The organism is Halomonas sp. BDJS001 (genome assembly GCF_026104355.1).
GTDB lineage: Bacteria > Pseudomonadota > Gammaproteobacteria > Pseudomonadales > Halomonadaceae > Vreelandella.
This window is the reverse complement of record NZ_CP110535.1, coordinates 1,522,237-1,541,292: the sequence shown is the minus strand read 5'-3', so window position 1 is coordinate 1,541,292 and position 19,056 is coordinate 1,522,237. Positions and strand designations below refer to the sequence as shown.

The 19,056-nt window shown below is 56.7% G+C and carries 13 protein-coding genes and 3 pseudogenes; 10 read left to right on the top strand and 6 right to left on the bottom strand.

What is annotated here, in order from left to right; genetic code table 11:
- Nucleotides 1–30 precede the first annotated feature (30 nt).
- Genes OM794_RS06995 through OM794_RS06970 form a run of 6 tightly spaced genes read left to right on the top strand, consistent with a single transcriptional unit; the run spans nucleotide 31 to nucleotide 4,273 of the window.
- Nucleotides 31–951 carry a branched-chain amino acid ABC transporter permease gene (locus OM794_RS06995; protein ID WP_226251099.1) on the top strand — a complete coding sequence of 307 codons (921 nt, stop codon included), beginning with the start codon at nucleotides 31–33 and terminating at the stop codon, nucleotides 949–951.
- A complete protein-coding gene (locus tag OM794_RS06990) occupies nucleotides 944–2,008 on the top strand; it encodes a branched-chain amino acid ABC transporter permease (protein ID WP_226251098.1) in 1,065 nt (354 codons plus the stop codon). The genes OM794_RS06995 and OM794_RS06990 overlap by 8 nt, the downstream gene beginning before the upstream one ends.
- Nucleotides 2,001–2,753, top strand: coding sequence for an ABC transporter ATP-binding protein (locus tag OM794_RS06985; RefSeq protein ID WP_226251097.1), 753 nt, complete (start codon nucleotides 2,001–2,003; stop codon nucleotides 2,751–2,753). Before OM794_RS06990 ends, OM794_RS06985 begins: the two co-directional genes overlap by 8 nt.
- The gene (locus OM794_RS06980) at nucleotides 2,746–3,426 is read left to right on the top strand and encodes an ABC transporter ATP-binding protein (RefSeq protein WP_226251096.1); all 681 of its coding nucleotides are present in this window, start codon (nucleotides 2,746–2,748) and stop codon (nucleotides 3,424–3,426) included. Before OM794_RS06985 ends, OM794_RS06980 begins: the two co-directional genes overlap by 8 nt.
- A 14-nt stretch (nucleotides 3,427–3,440) precedes the next feature.
- Nucleotides 3,441–3,848 (top strand): acyl-CoA thioesterase, encoded by a 408-nt coding sequence (locus OM794_RS06975; RefSeq protein ID WP_179917021.1) that lies wholly within the window; start codon nucleotides 3,441–3,443, stop codon nucleotides 3,846–3,848.
- Between the two features lie 11 nt (nucleotides 3,849–3,859).
- Nucleotides 3,860–4,273, top strand: coding sequence for a RidA family protein (locus OM794_RS06970; RefSeq protein WP_226251095.1), 414 nt, complete (start codon nucleotides 3,860–3,862; stop codon nucleotides 4,271–4,273).
- A gap of 241 nt (nucleotides 4,274–4,514) precedes the next feature.
- Here OM794_RS06970 and OM794_RS06965 read toward each other — a convergent pair whose 3' ends face one another.
- The 5 genes and pseudogenes from OM794_RS06965 to OM794_RS06945 all read right to left on the bottom strand — a co-directional run bounded on the left by OM794_RS06965 (nucleotide 4,515) and on the right by OM794_RS06945 (nucleotide 10,363).
- The gene (locus OM794_RS06965; protein ID WP_226251094.1) at nucleotides 4,515–5,381 is read right to left on the bottom strand and encodes an alpha/beta hydrolase; all 867 of its coding nucleotides are present in this window, start codon (nucleotides 5,379–5,381) and stop codon (nucleotides 4,515–4,517) included.
- Nucleotides 5,382–5,408: 27 nt separating this feature from the next.
- Entirely contained in the window at nucleotides 5,409–5,909 is a 501-nt protein-coding gene (locus OM794_RS06960; protein WP_226251093.1) for a disulfide bond formation protein B, read from the bottom strand.
- A pseudogene (gshA, locus tag OM794_RS06955) lies at nucleotides 5,906–7,548 on the bottom strand (glutamate--cysteine ligase). The gene OM794_RS06960 and the pseudogene gshA overlap by 4 nt, the downstream one beginning before the upstream one ends.
- Before the next feature lie 147 nt (nucleotides 7,549–7,695).
- A complete protein-coding gene (locus OM794_RS06950; RefSeq protein WP_226251091.1) occupies nucleotides 7,696–10,053 on the bottom strand; it encodes a Tex family protein in 2,358 nt (785 codons plus the stop codon).
- 79 nt (nucleotides 10,054–10,132) lie between these two features.
- Nucleotides 10,133–10,363 carry a DUF1127 domain-containing protein gene (locus OM794_RS06945; RefSeq protein ID WP_226251090.1) on the bottom strand — a complete coding sequence of 77 codons (231 nt, stop codon included), beginning with the start codon at nucleotides 10,361–10,363 and terminating at the stop codon, nucleotides 10,133–10,135.
- Between the two features lie 122 nt (nucleotides 10,364–10,485).
- On the opposite strand from OM794_RS06945, the pseudogene OM794_RS23250 reads away from it, so the two are divergent.
- Nucleotides 10,486–11,131, top strand: a pseudogene (locus OM794_RS23250) (LysR family transcriptional regulator).
- Between the two features lie 24 nt (nucleotides 11,132–11,155).
- Here OM794_RS23250 and OM794_RS06930 read toward each other — a convergent pair.
- Nucleotides 11,156–11,992, bottom strand: coding sequence for a hypothetical protein (locus OM794_RS06930; RefSeq protein WP_226251087.1), 837 nt, complete (start codon nucleotides 11,990–11,992; stop codon nucleotides 11,156–11,158).
- A 474-nt stretch (nucleotides 11,993–12,466) separates the two neighbouring features.
- On the opposite strand from OM794_RS06930, the pseudogene OM794_RS06925 reads away from it, so the two are divergent.
- The 3 genes and pseudogenes from OM794_RS06925 to OM794_RS06915 all read left to right on the top strand — a co-directional run.
- Nucleotides 12,467–14,485: pseudogene (locus OM794_RS06925) on the top strand (type VI secretion system Vgr family protein); the annotation flags it as partial.
- A gap of 96 nt (nucleotides 14,486–14,581) precedes the next feature.
- Nucleotides 14,582–18,256 carry an RHS repeat-associated core domain-containing protein gene (locus OM794_RS06920; protein ID WP_265154629.1) on the top strand — a complete coding sequence of 1,225 codons (3,675 nt, stop codon included), beginning with the start codon at nucleotides 14,582–14,584 and terminating at the stop codon, nucleotides 18,254–18,256.
- A gap of 4 nt (nucleotides 18,257–18,260) precedes the next feature.
- The gene (locus tag OM794_RS06915) at nucleotides 18,261–18,965 is read left to right on the top strand and encodes a hypothetical protein (protein ID WP_265154396.1); all 705 of its coding nucleotides are present in this window, start codon (nucleotides 18,261–18,263) and stop codon (nucleotides 18,963–18,965) included.
- Nucleotides 18,966–19,056: the final 91 nt, after the last annotated feature.

Sequence of the window (19,056 nt, the reverse complement as noted above, 5' to 3'; positions counted from 1 at the left end):
TGCTTTCTTCCTTTGTTAAGGATGCCTAACGTGTCCGTTACTCTGCTAATAGAGCAACTTCTCAACGGCGTGCAGCTTGGCACCATGCTGTTTCTGATGGCCAGCGGCCTTACCCTGGTATTCGGGGTCATGGGGTTGATCAATCTTGCTCACGGCTCCTTTTATATGGTGGGCGCCTATGCCACCGCCGCCGTGACTGCATCAACCGGCTCTTTTATGATTGGGCTGGGCGCAGGCATGGCAGCCGCCGCAATGGTCGGTGCGCTGGTGGAACTGCTGGTGATTCGCCGACTCTATCACCGCCCCCACCTTGATCAGGTATTGGCGACCTTTGCGCTTATTTTGATTTTTTCCGAAGGCACGCGCTGGATATTCGGCTCGTCGCCTCTGCGGCTAAGCCCGCCTTCCTGGTTAACCGGATTCGTCACGCTGCCCGGCGACACCCGCTATCCCATCTACCGGCTGATGCTGATTGGCGTGGGCATTGTTATTTCGATCGCCCTTTACTTTTTGATCTCTAAAACACGCTTGGGCATGCGCATTCGCGCCGGTGAAAGTGACCGCGAAATGATTGGTGCGCTGGGGGTCAATATTTCAAAGCTGTATACCGTCGTGTTTGCCTTGGGCGCAGGGTTGGCAGGCTTGGCGGGGGCGTTAGTGGGCGCACTGCAATCTGTACAGGTAGGTATGGGCGAGCCTGTGTTGATTCTGGCCTTCGTGGTCATCGTCATTGGTGGTATCGGCTCCATCAAAGGGGCGCTACTGGGTGCCCTGTTGGTGGGTGTGGTCGATACATTAGGGCGGGTCTATTTGCCCATATTTTTCCGTGCGTTTATGCCGCCCTCTGAGGCGACCGGGGTTGGGGCTGCACTGGCCGCGATGCTGATCTATATCCTCATGGCCATCATTCTCGCCTTCAAGCCTAAGGGACTGTTCTCTGCCCATGACTAATAACACTTCCCTGACTAATAGTGCCCCGCAAGCCGCCACCGCCGACACGGCACTTGTACCCAAAACTGGCAGCCACTTTGACCGCAAAGGGCTGGTGCAGATGGCGCTGCTCGGCCTGCTGCTCTTGGTACCGGTGGCGGCTTACCTACTGGGCCATATCTACTACGTCAACCTGGCCTCGCGGATGACGATCATTGCCATGGCCGCTGTAGGCCTTAACCTGGCGATTGGCTATGGGGGCATGGTGAGTTTTGGTCATGCGGCCTATTTCGGCTTAGGCGGCTACGTAGCGGGCATCAGCGCTTACCACGCTTTTGATTACTCGCCGTTTATGAGCTGGCCTTTTAGCGTACCGGGCAGCGATAGCCTGCTGGTGGTGTGGCTGGTGGCTGCTCTGCTGTGTGCACTGCTGGCGCTGGTGATCGGCGCGATCTCGCTGCGTACCACCGGGGTCTATTTCATTATGATCACCCTCGCTTTTGCGCAGATGATTTACTACTTTGCCAACTCCTGGCCGACCTATGGTGGCGAGGATGGCCTGCCCATTTATATACGCAATACGCTACCGCTGGTGGATAGTAGCCACTCATTGACCTATTTCCTGATCTGCTTCACCGGGCTGGTGCTGGCCATGGCGATCACCTCGCGGTTGATGAAATCCCGCTTTGGCGCCGCCCTCACCATGGCACGGCTTAACGACGTGCGTTTGGCCACCGCAGGCATCAGCCCTTACCCCATTCGCCTGGTGGCGTTTGTGATTTCTGCAGCGATCACCGGCCTTGCCGGGGCGCTCTATGCGGATCTAAATGGTTTTGTTAGCCCCAACATGCTCAGTTGGCACTTCTCCGGTGAATTGATGGTAATTGTGATTCTGGGCGGCGTGGGGCGTCTTTATGGCCCACTGGCAGGTGCGGTGCTGTTTGTGATGATGGAAACCCTATTGGGTGGCATCACTCAGTACTGGCAACTCTTTTTAGGCTTGGTGCTGCTTGGGGTGGTGCTGTTTGCCAAACATGGGGTGATGGGCTGGTTAGCCGGGAGGGAACGTAATGAGTGATATCGTTCTTTCACTGCAAAAGCTGCATAAACGCTTTGGCGCGCTACAGGCCACCCACGATGTCTCGCTGGATCTTCAACAGGGTGAAATCCACGCCCTGATTGGCCCAAACGGTGCGGGCAAGTCGACCTTGATCGGCCAAATCGCTGGCAATATCCGCCCAGATGAGGGCCGTGTTTTTCTAGCGGACACCGAGATCACCGGGATGAACATTGCCCAGCGTGCCCGATTGGGCCTGGGGCGTAGTTTTCAGGTCTCCTCGTTAGCCGAGCCACTTTCAGTGATGCGTAATGTGATGATGGGCGTTCAAGCGCTGCAGAGTCACAGCTTCCGTTTCTGGAAACCGGTCGCCCGGGATCAGCAATTGCTTGAACCTGCTTACCAGGCGCTGGAGCGCATGCAGCTTAGCCATCGCGCCTGGACACCGGTATCTGAGCTTTCCCATGGGGAGCGCCGTCAGGTCGAAGTGGCCTGCGCCTTGGCGCTAAAGCCCCGCGCCCTGCTGCTTGATGAACCCATGGCGGGCCTGGGCCCGGAAGGCTCGGCCAAACTGACCGAACTGCTGGAAGCGCTGAAGCTGGAAGTGCCCATTTTGTTGATTGAGCACGATATGGAAGCGGTATTTCGCTTGGCAGATCGTATCTCTGTGCTGGTATCCGGCAGCGTTATCGCCCACGGCGATAGCCAGGTCATTAGGCAGGATCCGCGTGTTCGTGAAGCCTACCTGGGAGATTCCGATGCTTAAGGTTGCCGACATTGAAACATTTTATGGCCCCTCCCAGGCGCTATTTGGCGTCAACCTTGAAGTAAACGCCGGAGAAATGGTGGCGTTAATGGGCCGCAACGGGATGGGTAAAACCACCACCATCCGCTCGATATTTGGCCTTACCCCGGCAAGCCGCGGCACCATTGAGTTTGAGTCCCATAATCTACGCCGTCTGCCCGCCTACCGTATCGCTAAAGCGGGGCTGGGTTTGGTACCGGAGGGACGCCGCTGCTTTCCCAATTTATCCGTGCGCGAAAACCTGCTGGTCACCGCTCGCCCCGGCGAGTGGTCGCTGGAAAAAGTGGAAACGCTGTTTCCGCGCTTGGAGGAGCGTCGGGCACAAATGGCCAAAACCCTCTCTGGCGGTGAGCAGCAGATGCTGGCCATTGGCCGGGCGCTGATGACCAACCCGCGCCTGTTGGTGCTCGATGAGGCGACCGAGGGGTTAGCGCCGGTGATCCGTCAGGAGATTTGGCGGGCGATTCGGCTGTTTAAGGAGCAGGGGCAATCGACGCTACTGGTGGATAAGTCGTTAAGCGAAATTTTACCCATCGCTGATCGCTGCACCATTCTTGAAAAGGGCAGCACCGTGTGGGTTGGTGAACCAGCGGCACTGGACAGTTCGGTGCGTGACCGTTACCTGGGTGTTTAGCGAGGAGAAAAGTAGTGGCCTTTACCACTCAGCGGAAGGTGCGTTTTCAGCACTGTGACCCGGCCGGGATCGTTTTTTATCCCCGCTATTTCGAGATGATTAACTCCGTAGTGGAGGATTGGTTTGAGGAGGTCGTGCACCACGACTTTAACCAACTGCATGTGGAAACCGGGACGGGTGTGCCTACTGCCGCCATCGACACTCAGTTTCATGCCCCTAGCCGATTAGGCGAACGGCTGACCTTTGAGTTAAGGGTGCAGTCCATGGGGCGTAGCAGTTTAACGCTGCAGATTGTCGCTTATTGCGGAGAGCAGAAGCGCTTAACCAGTGATTCAACCTTGGTATTTGTGGATTTAAGTAGCGGTAAGCCGATGCCATGGACAGAGGCAATACGCCAGCATATTACCGTTGATAACCTATAAGGATAGCCATCATGAGTGACGCCAACTTTCATCAGCTTCTTCACCCTTCCCATTGGAAACCGGCCATCGGCTACGCCAACGGGGTGCTCGCTTCCGGCCAGACGGTTTTTGTCGGCGGCCAGATTGGTTGGAATGCCGACCAGGTATTTGAAAGCGATGACTTTGTCGTTCAAGTGAACCAGGCGCTGCAGAATATCGTGGCGATCTTAAAAGAGGCCAACGCAGGCCCTGAGCATATCGTCCGCTTAACCTGGTATGTGACCGACAAGCGGGAGTACTTGGCACGGCTTAAGGAGGTGGGCGGCGCTTATCGCGAAGTACTTGGCAAGCATTTCCCGGCGATGACCATGGTGCAGGTGGCGGGGCTTGTGGAGGATCAGGCTAAGGTGGAAATCGAAGCGACCGCTGTGATTCCGGCTGGTTAAGGACAATCAAAAGTGCCTCTAGCAGAGTACTAAGAGGTGCGCCGGATCGAAACAACCTTCCGCGGGGGCGCTGTGAACCCATCCTTGGGCGCTACTTTTTCCATCTGACCGCCATGGATGGCGGAAATGCCGGAATTGTCGGGAACATTTTCCGGCCCTGGAAAAAGACCCCCGCTATACCCTGCCCCTGCCCCTGCCCCTTGCTGGAAGCCCAACTAGCAGCGCCACTCACTGGACGCTGTTATAAACCGTGAAACCCTTTGATCCACTCCACGAAATAACCATCATTAAGGTAGTACTCAAGGATCGAGAAGTGATCGTCGTTGGGGAGTAGCTGCTGGGTGACCGTTTGGCCTTGCTCGCTCACATGCTCAGCATAGCAACTCATCTGCCGTGCAAACTCGTCAGACTCTAAGGCCCCTGCTACCAACTTTATCGGTGCAGCCACTCGGCACGGCTGCCATAGCGGGCTGAACTCCTGTACATCGCGACCCGTTAGCTGAAGCTTGGGTTGCAGCCACGACCAGGGAAAAGGCCGCAAGTCGTAGAGCCCGCTCACACATAGCGCGCCACGAATCAGTTGGCTCGGTAAGCCAAAGGTGCCTTGCCAATCCGTAGACATCAGCATGGCGCATAGATGCCCACCCGCCGAATGCCCCGAAATACTCAACTGCTCTTGGTCAACGCCTAGCTCAGCGGCATGGGTGTAAACATAGGCCACGGCTGCCTGCGCCTGACGCACTAGCTCACTAAAACGAACCTGGGGGCAGAGTGCATAATTAACCACTGCCACCGTGATACCGGCTTTGACCAAATCATCGACGATAAAGCTAAATTCTCGGTGACTCAGTGAGCGCCAGTAGCCACCGTGGAAAAACACGTGTACGGGGGCGTGTGTGCTATTGGTATCAGGCGCATCGGCATGAAAGATATCCATGCGTTCAGTAAGCGAAGGCCCGTAAGGGACATCTAGACTTACCCGGTGGCGCGCGCGAGAAGTCTCGCTACGCTCACGCCATGCCTTAACCAACGCCGCCGGGTCTCGACCCAGCATCGGGTCGTAGGCGCGGTCGATCTCTTCTTGAGTCGCAAAATGTTGATAAAGCATGGCGCACTCCTTATCGCTGATGCCCTACTAGCCCCGACTTTTTATCAACAGCATACGCAGCGGGGCGATGGCCAGAATGGCAAAACCGATCAACGTCCAGGCAGGTAGTGAGAGGCCTAGCAAGGAAAAATCGATATTGGCGCACTCGCCAGACCCCGTTAGCACCATGGCAACGACGTCCTGCATGGGCAGGATATCCATCATGTAATCCAGTCCAGGGCCGCAGGAAGGTACTTCATCGGCGGGCAAGCCTTGCAGCCAAACGTGACGCCCAGCGATAAAGGCACCGGTTCCAACGGCCGCCAGTGACAGCAAACCGTAAATCACTTTGCCCACACGCCCTGCTGGGCTGTGAATGGCGGCTATCGCAAACACAATACCCGCGGCGATTACCGCTACGCGCTGAAAGATACACAGCGGACAAGGTTCATAACCGCCGATATGCTCCAAGCCCAGGGCTACCGCCATCATTAGAACGCAGAAGGCTAAACCGGCCAGGGCCACCGAACGAAAGGAGTGCAGAATCATTGACGAACCTCAGATGGCAGCGCAGAAAGAGCGCGGGACTCACGAGCTTTGGTGAAGTAGACCTGCAAGAACTCTTCAAAGGTCTCTTGGTCAGCGGCTTCGATATCGTGCTGCTGTTGGTGAGAAGTCTCGATCAGCTGAGCTAACAGTGCTTCCCGACAGCGCTGCATGGGGGCAGCTTTTAGCTGCTCCGCCTGCTCTTTGGCCAGACTAAGCATCAAATCGCTGAGTGATCCACCGTTCGCTTTGAGACGTTCGAGTACCTGAGCAGATGGCGTGAGCGAAGGGTCTGCCAGGCGTGGCGCTAGGCTTGCCAATGCATCGGCATGAGGTGTGCCCTCTTCGACGGCGTCCAGCAGGCGGGCAACCTCGCCCATCTCGGCAAATATCTGTTCGCCCCACTCACGCACCGAGGTGGTTTCACCGTGATTGAATAACTGCAGTTCCGGATCGCGGCCACGCTCAACCACCCAGCGACGGTTATCGTCCAGACGATCGCACTCTTCGTCGGAGATCCACGGGCTGTCGCTGAGTAAACACCACATTAAGAAAGTGTCTACAAAACGCATCTGCTCTTCAGTGACGCCGAGAGGATCAAAGGGATTCAAGTCCAAACAGCGCACTTCAATGTACTCCACGCCACGGGCTTCGAGGGCCTGGCTGGGGGTTTCGTTGTGCTTGGCGACTCGCTTGGGGCGAATATCGCTGTAATACTCGTTTTCGATTTGCAGAATATTGGCATTTAGCTGACGCCACTCGCCATCAACATTAACGCCCATTTTTTCATAGTCGGGCCACGGCGAAGAGATGGCGTGACGCAGGGTGTTCACGTAGTTAGAGAGCGAGTTAAAACAGATTTTTAGCTGCGACTGTACTTTGTTTGATAACCCAGATCCGACATACGCAGCGTCGTTGCATAGGGCGCAAAGTAGGTGTCGTCGCTCAGCGACTGAAGCTTTTCCGGTACTTTTTTACCCTCAGGCAAAAAGCTCTTATCGATGGCCGGGGAAGCGCCAAACAGGTAGAGCAACAGCCAGCTATGGCGGCGGAAGTGACGAATCATGCCGAAATAGCGGGTGGAGCGGTAGTCGTTGAACGGGATGTTGGTGGCTTTCTCAAGCTCACGCAGGCCATGCCACATATCATCCGGTAGCGATACGTTGTAGTGAACACCGGCAATTGCCTGCATGATGCGGCCATAACGCATGTCCAACCCTTTGCGGTAGACATGCTTCATGGTGCCCACGTTGGAGCTGCCGTAATCGGCAATCGGTACACTGTCGTTGCCGGATAGCCTAGAGGGCATGCTGCCAGGCCAGATCCACTCGTTTTCCAAGTGGTGGTAGGTAAAGGTGTGCAGATCAGACAGAAAACAGAGCGCTTCACCCGGCTGAGAGTATACCGGCGTAATGTACTCTAACAGTGACTCTGAATAGTCAGTGGTGATATGCGGGTGGGTTAACTTAGAGCCCAATGCATGCGGATGCGGCGTTTGGGCGATGTGGCCATTGGCATCAACCCGCAGCCCCTCTTTTTCAAGCCCACGCCGTAGGCGGCCCAACCGACCAAGGCGCGCACTGGGGATCAGACGCTCAACTTGCGCAGTCAGCGCGGATGGCACAGTGAGTGGTTCAGGCAAGGTGAACACTCCTTGTCAGTAAAGCCCGCCGTGAGCGGGCCTTGGTGTAGTCAGGTGGCATCGCCATCATCGCTGTCTTGCAAATAGAAGGCAGGATATGGCGGCAACGATATTATTTTCAAGTCGCATACGCTTCAAGAAGCGCGACTATTTGCCGCCACGCGCTTTCAACAACGCGGCGCCCAGCGCACCCATAGGCTCCGGCGCTTCCGCTTTATTGGCGTTGCTGCGCTGGTTCCGAGCCGGTTTACGGGCACCATTGTGTTGATCTTTAGGCGAGCCACTGTGCTTATTGGCGCCGTTTTCAGCCTCAGGCTGGTCATCCAAGCGCATCGATAGACCTACCCGTTTGCGGGGGATATCAATGCTCATCACTTTAACGGTGACGATATCACCTGCCTTCACCACGCTGCGGGGGTCGTCAATAAAGCGATCAGATAACGCCGAGATATGTACCAGGCCATCCTGATGAACGCCGATATCCACAAAAGCGCCGAAGTGGGTCACGTTGGTGACTGTGCCTTCGAGCACCATGGAAAGCTTGAGATCATTAAGGGTTTCGACACCTTCACGAAATTCGGCCGCTTTAAACTCAGGCCGAGGGTCGCGGCCCGGCTTATCCAGCTCTTTGAGGATATCGTTCACCGTGGGTACGCCGAAGCGCTCATCGGCGAAATCGGCAGGTTTTAACGCTTTGAGTGCGGCGCTATCACCAATCAGGCCACGTACCTCACGGCCACTCTGTTTGGCGATGCGCTCTACCAGCGGGTAGGCTTCCGGGTGCACGGCGCTGGCATCCAAAGGGTTGTCAGCATTGTGGATACGCAGGAAGCCCGCGCACTGCTCAAAGGTTTTAGCCCCTAGACGGCTCACTTCTAACAGCTCTTTACGGCTTTTAAAGGCGCCTTTGAGGTTGCGCTGGGCAACGATATTTTCCGCCAAGGCCGTGCTAAGGCCAGCCACTCGTGAAAGCAGTGCGCTGGAGGCGGTATTGAGATCGACGCCTACGGCGTTTACACAGTCCTCTATTACCACTTCCAGGCTGCGGGAGAGCTGCACCTGGGAGACATCGTGCTGGTACTGGCCCACACCAATCGACTTGGGCTCGATTTTCACCAGCTCGGCCAGCGGATCCTGCAGGCGGCGGCCGATGGAGACCGCGCCACGTACGGTGACATCTAAATCGGGCATTTCCCGTGAGGCGTACTCAGAGGCGGAGTAGACCGAAGCGCCCGCCTCAGAGACCATCACTTTGCTTAAGCGGTGTGCGGGAGCCAGTGCTTTGAGCAGTTCACCCGCCAGCTTATCGGTTTCGCGACTGGCGGTGCCGTTGCCCACCGCAATCAGCTCTACACCGTGCTGTTTTACCAGCTTAGCCAACACACTCAGGGCTTCATTCCACTGGTTTTGCGGCGCATGGGGATAGATAGTGGTGTGATCGACAAATTGGCCGGTGGCATCAATCACCGCAACCTTGCAGCCAGTACGCTGGCCGGGGTCGATGGCCATAGTGACTTTTTGCCCCGCCGGTGCCGCCAGCAGCAGGTCTTTTAGGTTGGCCGCAAACACCTCTATCGCGGTCAATTCGGCCTGTTCCCGCAGGCGCCCCAGCAGCTCGGTTTCCAGGGCGGTGTAGAGCTTCACACGCCAAGTCCAGCGGACGACTTCGGCTAACCATTTATCTGCCGGACGACCCTGATCACTGATACCAAACTGCTTGGCAATCGCGACTTGAGCAGGATGGACGGGGGCTTCTTCTTCGCCGGGTAGGCGAATGGACAGACTCAGCACACCTTCGTTACGCGCCCTAAACATGGCCAGCGCGCGGTGTGACGGCGCTTTGGCGAGCTTTTCATCGTGTTCAAAGTAGTCGGAGAACTTAGCGCCCTCCTGCTGCTTGCCCTCCAGCACGCGGGCGCTTAGTTCGCCCTCTTGCCAGAGGCGTTCACGTAACTGACCAATCAGTTCTGGGTCTTCGGCGAAGCGCTCCATCAGGATCTGCTTGGCGCCATCCAGGGCGGCTTTGGCATCTTCGATGGCGGGGATATCGCCTTCTGCTGGGCGCAGATAGTTTTCCGCTTCGCTTTCCGGATTAAGCGTTGGATCAGCAAGCAGCGCATCCGCCAGCGGCTCAAGCCCTGCTTCGCGGGCAATTTGCGCTTTGGTGCGGCGTTTTTTCTTAAACGGCAGGTATAAATCTTCCAACCGCTGCTTGGTCTCGGCGGCGTCAATGCTGGCTTTCAGCGTAGCATCGAGCTTGCCCTGCTCATCAATGGCAGCGAGTACCGCTGCGCGGCGCTCTTCCAACTCACGCAGGTAGCGCAGGCGTTCATCGAGCTGGCGCAGCTGGATATCGTCCAGCGCGCCGGTGACTTCTTTACGGTAGCGGGCAATGAACGGCACGGTGGCGCCACCGTCCAGTAGCTCCACTGTAGCGGATACTTGCTCGGGTCGTACGCCTAGCTCAGTGGCTAGGCGGGAAATAATACGCTGATTGACATCCATAAATTGCAACTAACTCATGCAGCATTTTTAAGTGCCAACAAGGTATCACAAACCCGCCATGGCTGGCATGACTTAGGCGTTAGCGCCGCCATCCCCGATCATCCCAAAACGGGCGGCGCGACTCACGCTGAACGGCGTCGCGGCTCATGCCAATATCTTTTAGCATGTCATCGCTTAAATGGCGCAAGGCATTGCGCTCACGACTAAGCTGGCGCCAGCGATAAAACCTTTCCCGCCAGGTGACCCTTGATTGCGGCGCCTCAACCGCCTGGCACTGTTGGTTTTGCAAGTAGTGTAGCGAGCGTTCCATTTCAACCCTCCCTGCGCCGCCAGAAACGACGCCATAAATAAGTGTTGAAGGAAGTATTGAGCAGCATCTAAAATCAATCCAACGAATACTCCTTATGACAAACATCAAAAAGATTGATACCCATGGCCACGCTACCCACCATCGATCACGAGCTACTGCGTACCTTTGTTGCGATTGTCGATCAAGGCGGCTTTACCCGTGCCGCCCAAACGGTGAACCGCACTCAATCGGCTGTGAGTATGCAAATTAAGCGGCTGGAAGAGGATGTTATTCAGCGCCCGCTGTTTGTACGCCAAAACCGCCAACTGCTGCTGACCAGTGAAGGCCATACACTACTTGGGTATGCGCGCAAGATTTTATCGCTGCAGGGGGAAGCACTAACGCTGTTGCGCCAACCCGATATGGTGGGGCGTGTGCGCCTGGGCGTGCCAGATGATTATGTAATGCGCTTTTTGCCCGGCATTCTGAAAACCTTTTCCCAGGCTCTGTCGTCGCCATGCCTGCAACGCGCTTGACCGCGCAGGCCGAGGGTATCGAATTGCCTACAGCAGCCCCAGCCTGGCAACGCTGCAAGCCGTTGTTGGAGCGGGATTGGCCGTTTCTGCCTGGATGCGCAGCTTAGTGACCGCTGACATGCAGATACTGGGTGTAAAAGAGGGCTTTCCCGAATTACCCGAATCCTCCATCGTGCTATTGCGCACCGCCTCTACCCAATCGCCCATTATTGATAGTTTGGCGGAGCATATTGTTGAAGGGTTTCGGCTTTGATCGATACCCACTAACTAAAGAGTTTTACGCCCTGCGTACTCCTAAGCCTTCAGCAGCGGCTTTTTTCCGACGGAGCTTATTGCGTTTAAGTCTAACCCCCTCCCGCGGTCTATCTGGGAAGAGAACACATAACTCGTCCACAGACGCATCAAGGTGCTGGCGCAAGCGTTCCACCTCCTCTGCTGACCAGAACTTAACCGGGTTCCACTGCAATTTATAACGTTTGTTGATTACCGCTTTCTTTTCCCGATGTGGAAAGAGTTTGGCCAGCTCTGAGGCGGGTAGTTCACAGTTAGCCTTTAGAAGCTCAAGCTCCTCAGTGCTCCAAATATCTCCCGACTCCCCATCACCGTGCGGTACGTAAACGACCCCCTCTACTCGGCTGCGCAGCTTAATGGCATCTATCGTACGATGGGGTAGTCGTTGGTTAACCCGCTTAGGCCCGCCCAGCGGGAACTCTTGACGTAAGATTTCCAGCTCTTTTTCAGTCCAGTGAACCACGGAAAACACCCGTAGACCGAGTTTCCTTCCTGCCTGACGGATGGCTACGATACTACGATGAGGCAGGAAACGATCTCTTATCTCGCTTGTTTTAAGTGACAGAAAATGCTGCGCAACAATGCGTAACTCCTCTTCTGTCCAGCGTGGCTGACCATACTCCCGTTCATATTCCAGCTTTTTCAGCCCCAGTAAGTAAGCCATCCGCTTTATACCTCCAATCGGACGATGGGGCAGATGCTGGGCCTGAAGCTCTTTAAACGTCAACTCGCCATGATGGCGCTTAAGGAGATCCATCTCTGTTAGGGTCCACTCGCGGTAAACCCCTTTACTACGGCGCCGACGCGAGCGTGGTGCTGCCATATTGTCCTCCTATCACGTTGCTGCTTACTTGGCTCTCCATGAAGATGGCGTTGAGGCACCAATACCTTCTGACTTATGGCCTACCCGAAATAAATATAATAACCATGCTCTAAGGGAGATGGCACTTTTAGGGAAAACTCAATCTCTGTGCAGGTGTTCTTTTTTAGCAAACCATGGCTTAACTTTTTTGCTGTAAGCCATGGATTAAAATTTTGTAAGAGATTTCGTACGTATGTAAGCCATATCTTACAAGCGTGTAACTGGTTGCGCAAAAAACAAACAATCACACCTTACTTATAACCAATTGAATTATAACGTATAAAATGCGTCAAAACGTATATTAAGCCTATTAAGAGATCGCTGTAAATTGCCTTAAAATGGCCCTAAATATGCCCTATTAAGGGTTGCTATTCGCATTAGCATCGCTACCCTAATTTCCTATTATTCTCAGATGACAATCCAAGGAGCGGAGAAATGGCAGATAGCACGGGCCTGCAATTTACCCTGACTTTACCCGGGGCCGATGATACCGCCGTGGTTCGCTTTACCCATCGCGAAGCGCTCTCTGAGCCGTTTACCCTCTCCGTCGATTTTGCCAGCCGTACTCACACCCTATCGCCCAGCGACTGTTTGGATCAGGAGGCGACGCTCAGCATTTGGCAGGACGGTGAGCCGCTGCGCCGGGTGCATGGGATAGTCGCAGAGCTGCATCGGGGCGATCGCGGACACCGGCGCAGCTTCTATCGGGTGGAGATTCGCCCTGCGCTGTGGCGGTTATCGCTGCGCCATAATTCGCGCATCTTTCAGGACACCTCACCTTTTGACGCCATCACCACCCTGGCCAGCGAGCGTGGCCTGACCGATATCGGCTTTGCTACGACCCGCACGCCCCTGGATCGTGAGTATCTGGTGCAGTACCGGGAGACCGATCTGGCCTTTATCGAGCGCGTGGCCGCCGAAGAGGGCTGTTTCTATTTCCATGAGTTTGAGAACGCCGAAGGCGGTAAACACGAGCTGGTGTTTGCCGATGCCACCGTGGTGCTGCCCAGCGTCGGCGAGCGCGTCTACCACGGCCGCGCCGGGGGCACCCCGCCCCGACGCCATATCCGTAAACTCCGCCAGGCCAGCCGGGTGCGCCCCGCCTCGGCGATGCTTAAAGACTATACTTTTAAGAACCCGCCCTACGCCCAGATTCACGAGCACCTCGCGCCAGGATTGGGGGAGCATGCCCAGCGGGAGGATTACGAACACTTTGATTACCCTGGGCGTTATAAGAAGGATGCCTCCGGCAAGCCCTTTACCCGCCACCGCTTAGAGTCTCTGCGCGCCGATGCCCTCACCGCCGAGGCGGAGAGCGATCTCCCCGAACTGGCTCCCGGCCTCTGCTTTACCCTCACCGACCACGATATCGATAGCCTTAACCAGGCGTGGCAGGTGGTCTCGGTGGTGCACCACGGCGAGCAGCCACAGGCGTTGGAAGAGGACGGTATGGCGCGGGGTGGTAATGGGAGTGGAGCCAGTTCGGCCCAGTCAGGCGAGCTAATGACCCGTTACCACAACGATGTGGTGATCATGCCCCGAGATCAGACCTTCCGCCCGGTGCCCAACCCCAAGCCGCGGGTCGATGGCCCCCAGGTGGCCTTTGTGGTCGGCCCGGAAGGCGAGGAGATCTACTGCGACGAACACGGCCGGGTGAAGGTGCAGTTCCCCTGGGATCGCTACGCCGAACCCAACGAGACGGCGAGCTGTTGGGTACGGGTGGCCCAGGGCTGGGCAGGCGGTGGCTATGGCAGCATGGCGATCCCTAGGATCGGGCATGAAGTTATAATATCACATTTGGAGGGTGACCCGGATCAGCCGTTGATTACCGGGCGCACCTACCACGCGGTGAATATCCCGCCCTACCCGCTACCGGAGCACAAAACCCGCACGGTGATTCGTACCCAGAGCCATAAATCGGCCGGCTTTAACGAACTGCGCTTTGAGGATGCCACCGGCGAAGAGCAGATCTGGCTCCACGCTCAAAAAGATCTGGAGCTGCTCACCCTTAACGACCGCACCGAGGAGATCCGCCGGGATAGCCACCTTAAGCTCCATCGCAACCGTTTGAGCGAGATCCACAACGACGACCACCTCACCGTCCACGGCAAGCGCTACACCCAGATCAAGGGCGATGACCACCTTCAGGTCGATCAAACCCGCCATGAGGTCTACGGTGAAGCCCAACTGGTGGAGACCGGCCGCGAGCTGCACCACAAGGCGGGCAGCCAAATCGTGTTGGAAGCGGGCAGTGAGATTACCCTGAAAGCGGGCGGCAGCTTTATCAAGCTCGACCCCGGCGGTGTGACTATTGTCGGCCCTCAGGTCAAGATCAACTCCGGCGGCAGCCCTGGGCGTGGCCAGGGCCACGCCATTGTGCTACCCCGCTTACCGGGAGAAGCCGAGCCCGAGGAGAGCGAGGACGTTACCCTCGAACCGCACCAGACCCCGCTGCTCAGCAGCGATATCACCGCGGCCACGCCGCTAGCGCTGGACGATATTGATATCACCGATGGCCTGGCCGACGACTGCAGTGCCTGTGAGCCGGCGGTGGGTAGCCCAGTCAACCCGCTGCTGGGCGCCAAACTGCTGCCCGCGGAGACCGATTTTGCGCTACCGGCGCCACGGCCGTTTGTGTTTAGCCGGGGTTACCTCTCCAGCAACGAACAAATAGGCGCCCTGGGTCAAGGCTGGTCGGTACCCGGCGAGTCCCTGGCCATCAGCCTTAAAGACAACGCCTGCATTGTTCACGATGCCCAGGGCCGTCGAATTACCTTTGGTGCACTGGCCCCCGGTCAGGCGCGCTTTTCGCCTACCGAGCAGCTATGGATACGTCGTGGGGGCGCCTCAATCGATGAAGAGAGTAACGCGCCTCGCTGGCAAGCGTTAGACGAGACGTTGCGCAGTGATCCTGAGCGTATCGTCCTTAGCGATGCCAGCGGCTTGTATTATGTCTTCGCGGATAATGCTGCTTCTGCGACAGAAAAAGCCGCCACCGATGCCGGCCGCTGGCCCTTAATCGAAGAGCGTGACCGCAACGGCTACACCACCCAGTACCGCTGGGAATCCGGTCTGCTGGTCACGGTGATCGACAGCGCCCAGCGCCACTACCAGATGGTTTACGATGGTCTGTTACCCGCCATGCAGGGTGATACCGGGCAACGCTTAACCGGCGTTAAGCTGGTGCAAGAGCACGATAGTGAGTCGGCGGATGAGTGGTTGGTACGCTACTCCTATAGCCCCGTGGGGGATTTGATTGCGGTGCGCCACCGCCACGGCGAGGTAGTGCGCGAGTTTGAGTGGCAGGCGCATATGCTGACCGCCCACCGGGTACCTGGGGGCATGGAAGCGCACTATACCTGGGATCGCCACGCCCCGGATGGCCGCGTGGTCGGCCAGCAGGAAGCTGGTGGCCTGGCGCGCTCTTATACCTATCACGTGGATCACACCCTGGTCACCGACAGCCTGGGCCGGGAGGAGCGCTACCACTTTGTGGGCAGCGGCCCCGGCCGCCGCTGGACGGCCCACACCCGCGCCGACGGCTCGCGGATCGAGTTCCGCTATGACCGTGCGGGTCTCAAGGTGGCGACGGTAGATCCGCTGGGTCACGAGACGCTGATCGAGCGGGATGAGCATGGGCAAGTGATTGCCCAGACCGGCCCGGACGGTACCCGCTGGGCCATTGAGCGCGATGCGCTCGGGCAGCCGGTGAGTATCGAAGGCCCTGACGATCAGCGCTGGCAGATCACGCGTAACGACCTCGGCCATCCGTTGGAAGTCACCGGGCCGGAAGGCACTACCGCCTTCGCCTACGACAATGCCGACCTGCCCGACCGCCCTACCACCGTCACCGATGCGGGCGGCGCCACCCACCAGCGCGAGTGGAACGCCCTAGGCCAGGTCACCGCCCAGATCGACTGCTCACAGCAGCGTACCGAGTACGCCTACGACCGCCACGGCTATCTGGCCAGCGTCACCAACGCCCTGAGGGAAACCACCCGCACCCAGCACGACGAGATGGGCCGACGTATCGCCACCCAGCTTCCCGACGGGCTCTACTGGCACCACCATGTGGACTCCCTAGGACGCTTGGTGGAGCTGGAAGGCCCCCAAGGGTTTAGGCAGCAGTTCTTCTTTGATGACCACGGCCGCCCAGCGCAGCGCATCGAGGCCGACGGCAGCCAGCAGTTTACCGCTTACGATGACGTGGGCCGCTTGAGCGAACTGACCCTGGGCAACGGCGCGGTGTACCGTTTTGCCTATGACGAGATGGATCGCTTAGCCAGCGAGACCGGCCCCGATGGCCGCGAGCAGCAGTACCGCTACGATGACGCCGGACGACTGATCGAACGTATCGAAGCCAACCGCCCAGGCCCGGACGGCCAGCCACTGGTGACCCGGTACGACTATGACGAAGCCGGTCGACTGACTGCCCGCCATCTGCCTGCCACGGAACACGCCCCGGCCAGCACGGAGCAGTACCAGTGGGGTGCCAATGGTCAGCTACTTAGCGTCACCAACGATCACGGTGAAGTGACTTTTAGCTACGACGACGCCCAGCGGTTAATCGGCGAACAGCAGCGCCATGCGGGCCTAGCAGGTGAGAGTGGCTGGCAGTGGCAGCACCAGCACACGCTCACCGCCAACGGCGCGCCCCAGGCCAGCCAGTTCGGCGACCTACCCGCGCTTAACTGGCACACCTACGGCAGCGGCCACCTCCACGGTATGAGCGCCCCCGGCCTGGATCTGGAAATCGCCCTGGAACCCGATGCCCTGCACCGGGAGACCCAGCGCCGTCTTAACAGTAGCGATCAAGCCCAGCCATTAATTTTAGAACGCGGTTACACCCACCTCGGCCAGTTAGACCACCTTACCCTGCGCGGTGCCAACAGCGCCGCCAGTGAACAGCAGTACCAGTACGACGCCCTGGGGCGCATGAGCTTCCGCGCGCTACAAGGCGATCAGTCCTCCAAGGTCATCGCCTACAGTTATGACGCAGCCGGTCGCTTAATCGGCAGCCAACACGGCGACCACGCCCACCGCTACAGCGTGGACGCGGCGGGCAATCGGTTAGAGCAGGGGGTAGACAAGCAACAAGGACTGACCGATAACCGCCTCACCCAACTCAACGGGGCGCGTTACCGCTACGACGGTGCAGGCAACCTGATCGAACGCCAACAGCCCAACGGTGAACGCCTAACCCTGGGCTACGACGGTGCGAATCGCTTAGTCCACCTGATCCACGCCAGCGAGCTGGGGGCGACCCGCGAAGCCACCTACCGTTACGACGGCCTGGGAAGACGCATCAGCAAAACCGTGCGCCACACCAACGGCACCACCGCCACCACCCACTACGGCTGGGACGGCGACCGCATCGTTAGGGAAGAAACCGACAACCGGCGCACTACCGTGGTCTACGAGCCGGGCAGTTTTGTGCCCATGCTCAGAATTGATGATACCCAGCAAGGCCAGCTAGTCAGCGCTTACATCACCGATGCCCTGGGCACCCCGATGCAGCTGGTCACCCCCAACGGCCAACCCCGCTGGCTCGCCGAACCCGACGACTGGGCGGCGGTCAAAAACCAACGCGCCGTGCGCAACCTCACCCAACCGATCCGGTTCCAGGGCCAGTGGCACGATGAAGAGAGTGGGCTCTACTACAACCGCCACCGTTATTATGACCCGCTGCAGGGGCGGTATATCAGCCAGGATCCGATTGGTCTTAATGGCGGCACGAACCTGTATGGTTACGTAACTAATCCGACGGAGATGGTGGATCCGCTGGGGTTGTATGATAACCAGCCTCGTCAAGGGAACGGTGGCTTTGGACTTATGGGCCTGATTGCTCCACGCACCATGTCAGGTTTTGCTATCCATGAGAGCGACCGCGACACACTTGAGCAAATGGCAGATATACAGGAATTTAATAGAGGAGCAGCGGTTACAGCAGCTTACGCTCCTTCTGTTTTAGCAGGTGCAGTTATTAGCGGCCCCTCTGTGGTTTCTGCTGGCTATGCTGGCTACCGATCGCCCGTAGGCCAGTGTATAAAAGAAATTTCGCAAAACGTGATTTTCGAAGCAGTTACCAATATGGATGATCCATCACCAAGCGTACCCGATGCTAAAACTCTGGCAGAGGAAAATATGCGTAACCGCACAGAACAAGTACAACGAGATACTCGCCCACGAGTTAGAATACCTGACGTGCTTATTTGCAAAAGGTGAACTAATGAAAGATCTTTATCATGACTCTGTTTTTTATTTAAAAACCTGCTCGTGGGAGAGCAAATTAAGTGACGCCGACATTTACAAAAAAATAGTTTCAAGAGCTCAGAGCAATGATCCAGATTTTCTCGTTTTGCAAAGTTGGTATCTTAGCCTAGGCAAAGGATGCAAAAGAGATATTTCTACCGCAATTAAGCTTTTGGAAACTTCTACAGTACAGTTAAATGCAGGATCTCTATGTGCAGCAGGACTCGGCTTCCTGCGAGGGTACTATGGAGAGCCAAACGAAGCTATTGCTTTATCTTATTTTGATCAAGCGGAAAAAATATGCCCACGCAAAGCCAGTTACCAGAAAGGCTACATGCACTTTAACCGATACTTCTATCAGGGGGGTACTGTAAGCGACCTCAAGAAAGCAAGATTATTTTTTGAAAAAGCTGCTAAGAGAGGCCATGCCACTAGCTTAAACTTCCATGTATTTTGTCGAACGGGCACTCGAACCTATCACATTTATAAATATTTCTTAATGCTTGTAGGCTACCTCCTAGCTAGAAAAAGCTTAGGTGGGCCTGAAAGATGGTGGTGCTATCGTGACTTAGAAGCATTTAGACCTCCAGCAGTTAGACTTGCTGAAGGCTGTGGGCATGCACTAGGATATTTCGCAAAAAATAAACTAAAAATAATTTATTCTCCTGAATTCATAGAATAAACGCAGCACTTTGGATTTCTGAATTCAACCTGTAACCGCAACATGGAAGTTGCCTTATTAAACACTTGCCAAGGAAGTCATCTAGCTGTCT